The sequence below is a fragment of the Neobacillus drentensis genome (assembly GCF_036965645.1).
Taxonomy (GTDB): Bacteria; Bacillota; Bacilli; order Bacillales; family Cytobacillaceae; genus Neobacillus; species Neobacillus drentensis_D.
The window spans coordinates 1-3,069 of record NZ_JBALPZ010000265.1 but is presented as its reverse complement, the minus strand read 5'-3'; the positions used below and the strand labels follow the sequence as shown (position 1 = coordinate 3,069).

2 protein-coding genes are annotated in these 3,069 nt (G+C 34.2%); one reads left to right on the top strand and one right to left on the bottom strand.

Going from position 1 to position 3,069, the window contains the following annotated elements; translation table 11 throughout:
• Positions 1-154: 154 nt before the first annotated feature.
• Complete coding sequence (locus V7266_RS30095) at positions 155-1,585, bottom strand: glycosyltransferase family 4 protein (RefSeq protein WP_335472935.1); 1,431 nt, start codon at positions 1,583-1,585, stop codon at positions 155-157.
• 259 nt (positions 1,586-1,844) lie between these two features.
• On the opposite strand from V7266_RS30095, the gene wecB reads away from it, so the two are divergent.
• Positions 1,845-2,972 (top strand): non-hydrolyzing UDP-N-acetylglucosamine 2-epimerase, encoded by a 1,128-nt coding sequence (gene wecB, locus V7266_RS30090; RefSeq protein ID WP_420491522.1) that lies wholly within the window; start codon positions 1,845-1,847, stop codon positions 2,970-2,972.
• Positions 2,973-3,069: the final 97 nt, after the last annotated feature.

Sequence of the window (3,069 nt, the reverse complement as noted above, 5' to 3'; positions counted from 1 at the left end):
AAAAATAAAGAAGACAAGACAAGTTCAAAATATACCACAGCAGTCAAAATGGCAAAATAACTCTATATTTTTTTGTGTGATTGGGTGGTCAAAGAAAGATTCTTTACAGAAATAGAAAAGGCAGGGGTTATCCCTGCCAATGTATTACATAGCATTATATTTTAACATTTATTACTTTGGTTAAAAATGAAAAAGATGCTTGTTCTTTTCTTAGAAAACATCTTATTCTATATTTGCCGGGTTCATTAAATTTATAATTAATGGAATTAGATGAAGAGTAATATATTTTTTGTATTACATTGTTTTCTTTAAAAATATACCAAGCAAATTCAATGTTTTCATAATCGTGGCATACTACCTCTATTTTAATTTCCTTATTTGTAAGTTGAGTGAGCAAGGTATTTTTGATATTGGTTTCAATTAAATATGAGGAGATTTGTTCCGATAAATCCTCTTGATTTGTTTCTTTTTGTTTGGTTATATTACTCCTGATCATTTGAAAAAATCGGAGTAAATTGCTATTAGCTTCCTCTTCTTTATAAAATTGGCTAATTAGATTAGGCCCCAATTCCTCAAGTTCTTGCCGTAGCAAGCCGTCTTCAATTACTCGTTTAATGTCATTTTCAATGGAACCTTCAATATAATCTTCGATTTTATTCCCGATTCCGCCAAAGTTAGCATATACACCTTTTAACCAGTTTTCCTTATCGATTAATCCAATATATGCCTTACTTCCAATTGCAATAACTGGCTTTCCACAGCTCATGCCCTCAAGTGCACTACGGCCAGGGGCAATTATAACATCACTATCTATATATTCCATTAATAACTCGTTATTTTCCTTCCAACCTACAAACTTTACAAAATCACCATTATTGATTTCCTTAACTTTACGTTGCATTTCTTCTTTTAATGTACCATCGCCTACAATGGTCCAATAAACTTTTTGTGAAAAATTATTTTTTGCAAACCTTAGTGCCTTGTAGAAAATATCAATAATAAATTCTTTGTCTTTATCTAGTCTTGATACAAGCGAGATTTTAAACCTTTCAGTATTATCAATAAATCTAGAGTTGTTAACCCGCTTAAATAGTTCCATGTCTACCCCATTAGGAACAACCAAGAGCTTATAAAAGTATTTTCGGAGCCCTTTTTTTGTTAAATGTTCTTTAACAAAGTCCTTTACCCCTTCAGAAACTGTAAAAACCATTTCAACTTTATCGATATATGTTTCAATATTGTCGGTATGTCTCCCATGAATGGTAACAAAAAAAGGCACATCTAATATTCTTGATAATAGTATCGTTAATTTACGGGATTGGAAGGGATGGCTATGAATTATATCTATTTTTTTTGTTCGATTCAGCTCCAATATTTTGTTTACCGTAAGTGGATATTCACTATCATTAAAGTTCGTATTAATTATGTTTATATTGGCTTTTCTAAGTTTTTCCGTAAAGATCCCTTTTTTACATACCACAGTAACATCATGACCATTTTTTTTACAGTGTAATGCAGTTGACATCGCATTTAAGTGTAGTCCGCCTAAAGGTGCATTAAAGAATATAGGTATTAGAATGTGCATGATTTGGACCCTCTAATCTAATGTTTTTATATAATTATAACAAATGAGAATATAAAACGGAAAAACTCTGCAAGTGGTAATCGGGTGTTTAGCAGCATTAAAATAACAAGAATACTTGTAAGATAAAGATAAATAATATTGTTATGGCGAAATCATTTGTTTGATTGTTTTGTTTACTATAATTATGATATAAAGGTACATCATCTTTTAGTAATTACAAAAATAGGAGGAAAATTCTTTGAATAAAAAAGTAAAAGTAATGACCGTATTCGGCACAAGGCCGGAAGCTATCAAAATGGCTCCATTAGTGAAAGAACTAGAAAAAAATAACGACACCATCGAATCCATTGTGACGGTGACGGCACAGCATCGTCAAATGCTAGATCAGGTATTGGAGATTTTTGAAATTACTCCTGACTACGACTTAAACATCATGAAAGACCGTCAAACATTGGTAGATGTTACAATCCGAGGCTTGGATGGTCTAAATAAGGTACTTCAAGAAGTAAAACCGGATATCGTATTGGTTCATGGAGATACCACAACTACTTTTGTTGCAAGTCTAGCAGCTTTCTATAATTCCGTTCCGATTGGACATGTGGAAGCAGGCCTTCGAACATGGAATAAATTTTCGCCATATCCGGAAGAGATGAATCGTCAATTAACTGGAGTGATGGCTGATTTACATTTTTCCCCTACAAGTCAATCCAAGAGTAATCTCCTTCAAGAAAACAAGCAGGAGAACACTATTTTCGTTACGGGGAACACGGCCATTGATGCCTTAAAAACAACTGTTAAATCTGACTACTCCCATCCTGTTCTTGAAAAGCTGGGGAATGATCGGTTAGTCCTTATGACCGCACATAGAAGAGAGAATTTAGGAAAGCCAATGGAAAACATGTTTAGTGCCATCAGAAGGCTAGTGGAAAAACATGAGGATATCCAAGTGGTCTACCCAGTACATATGAATCCAGTTGTCAGACAAATTGCGGATAAAATTCTTGGCGACAATAATCGGATCCAGTTAATTGAGCCATTAGATGTCATTGACTTCCACAATTTTGCCTCTAAGGCTTACCTAATTCTTACTGATTCTGGCGGCGTCCAGGAAGAGGCTCCTTCGCTTGGAGTTCCTGTATTGGTCCTTAGGGATACGACAGAACGTCCAGAAGGTGTCGAAGCAGGGACTCTTAAGTTAGCCGGTACGGAGGAAGAAGTCATTTTTAATTTAGCTGATGAGCTGTTAAGTAATAAAGAAATCCATGATTCAATGTCAAAGGCATCCAACCCTTATGGCGATGGCAATGCCTCTAAGAGAATTGTCGATGCTATTCTTTATTATAAAAATAGGATTGAGGCTAGACCAAAGGACTTGGGAGAGGCCTAGTATTCAAAAAATCTGTTTGTATCCGACAAACAGATTTTTTGATATCATTTAACATATTTCATAAATTCGCTCTTGTGAAATATTATAAATATAAGAG